Origin of the sequence: Herbaspirillum sp. B65, from assembly GCF_000333555.1 — a bacterium.
GTDB classification, from domain to species: Bacteria; Pseudomonadota; Gammaproteobacteria; order Burkholderiales; family Burkholderiaceae_D; genus Herbaspirillum; species Herbaspirillum rubrisubalbicans.
This window is the reverse complement of the sequence record NZ_BADI01000580.1, coordinates 1-1,876: the sequence shown is the minus strand read 5'-3', so window position 1 is coordinate 1,876 and position 1,876 is coordinate 1. Positions and strand designations below refer to the sequence as shown.

The following is a 1,876-nucleotide window of genomic DNA, read 5'->3' as shown; positions in this document are numbered from 1 at the left end:
CGTCTTCAGCGCGCACTCGTCCTTGGCCACGGTCTGCTGGAACGGGTACAGGTTGACCACCACCATGTCGATGGTGGGAATGCCGTGCTGTTCCAGGGCGGCGACGTGCTCGGGGATGGCCTGTGCCCGACGCTCCTCAGGCGCCAATGCGTACTTCTTCATCCATTCGTACAGCGTCGGCTGAGATACCCCGAGCCGTTTCGCAACATCAGGGGCTGAGTGGCCCCGTTCCGTGACCTGCTTGACTGCCTCAATCTTGAACTCTTCCGGATAACGCTTGTTACTCATGATGACTCCTTGGTTGCCTGATATTTTAGGCTGTGGAGTGTCTAGTAGTTCCGGGGCGATTCATATACAGTCATCACCCCCCCCCAATGATGTGATGGAAATACAGTCTAAGTAGAACCAATAATGCTATAAAAGGCCAACGGCGGTCAACCGTACCATCACTGCGCCGCCCTATCCGCTAAAGTACTTTCTTTAGTAAGCTTAGGTTCATCTAGTAGTTTTGCCTTGTAAGAGATCAATTGCGATTCATCTATATCAAAGCGCTTTAGCCATTGGTCCGCAGCCCAACCGATCAGTCGCGGCTCCCCATCTACCGATGTATTGTGCAAACTAACCCGAGACGAGCGAACTTCCTTAAACAAAAAGTTTGACAGCACCAAACTAGCGGGCATTGGCTGATCTGTCGGCGCAGCATTGGGCTTAGGACCAGCTTGAACAATTAAGCCGTTACCGTAACCGTATATCGCGAACCAATCCATCGGCAGTTCTGATCGAATAGTCGTAATCCCGCCAACTTGCTTCACCATTTCATAATTTACCGCTGTAAGCCAAGAAACTGTCTTAATGCCTTCCTTTGCATGACGGGAACCGCCAACGGGATCGCCTGCATCAAATCCCTTTAGCTTTTCCGAAAGATAAGCTTCGAAGGGCTGATTTTTTTCTTCACGAAGAGCAGAGAGGACGAGCCCATATCCCCCATATCCATGTATCGCATTTAGACGACGAGCAAAGCTAACAAACAATTTTTGGAAAGCAGTCGGATTCTCTTCGACAAAAAGCAAAGGCAGGCTGAATCTTAATACGGAGGTTCCTCTAGACTTCATTTTGGCTTCCCAGCCACGCCGCCCAAATACCTGAAATTCCCAATCGCCGGCGTCAAACGGCTGACTGCCGCTCGTATAAACAAAGCTCATGAGATCATTTTCATTCATTTGCTTAACCATGCCGCGCAATGGCGGAGCATCGCGGTATGGGAACCTATCCGGACCTGATGGAGGCTCTTCCCTTAAAAGCCAAGTCAGATGATCTTTCGCGATAGCGGAATACTCATCAAAACAAGAACAAATCGCCTCACGCACATCAGGCAAATGCGCGTGATAAAAAAATAGCGTCCCGGTAATTGCAGGAACTGATCCAACATAATCTTGCGCACCTTGTTTAGTGAGTAGCCCCCCCGGAATACGCATCCTTTCCGGGTGATCGCGCATTAATTGAATGGGGTCAAATGGTAAGTCACTCATAAGTATCCTAGAAAGACGGCGCTGGGACCCCACCCGGCGGCGGGCGCTTTGTCACCAGCATATAGAGCAGCCTTAATGCAGTAGCTGCTACACCAAGTTCTTCGACCGGAATTTTTGATTCTTCCGGCTCAGGGTGATTGCAATCACAATTTTCAGGCCCAATTTCCCACAGCTTATTTTTATCGCCAGCGATTTCTACGTAGGCGTCGCCTTGGGCACGAGTAAGCGTGTCAGGCGGAAATTTTATCTCTACGACCTGCTTAATGTTTTCCTGCCGTGGCGGCTTAGTAGGGATCAGAACGGTTATGACGTCGGGCCTTCGAATCATGCGGGCCCCTTTCAAATAC

2 protein-coding genes and 1 pseudogene are annotated in these 1,876 nt (G+C 50.1%); all 3 read right to left on the bottom strand.

The window, feature by feature from the left end; all coding sequences use genetic code 11:
• A partial coding sequence (locus tag I5W_RS33380) for a transposase (RefSeq protein ID WP_148289108.1) occupies positions 1-288 on the bottom strand: 288 nt, incomplete at its 3' end.
• 158 nt (positions 289-446) lie between these two features.
• Positions 447-1,529 (bottom strand): type VI immunity family protein, encoded by a 1,083-nt coding sequence (locus I5W_RS13945; protein WP_044529676.1) that lies wholly within the window; start codon positions 1,527-1,529, stop codon positions 447-449.
• 7 nt (positions 1,530-1,536) lie between these two features.
• Positions 1,537-1,876, bottom strand: a pseudogene (locus I5W_RS32840) (VRR-NUC domain-containing protein); the annotation flags it as partial.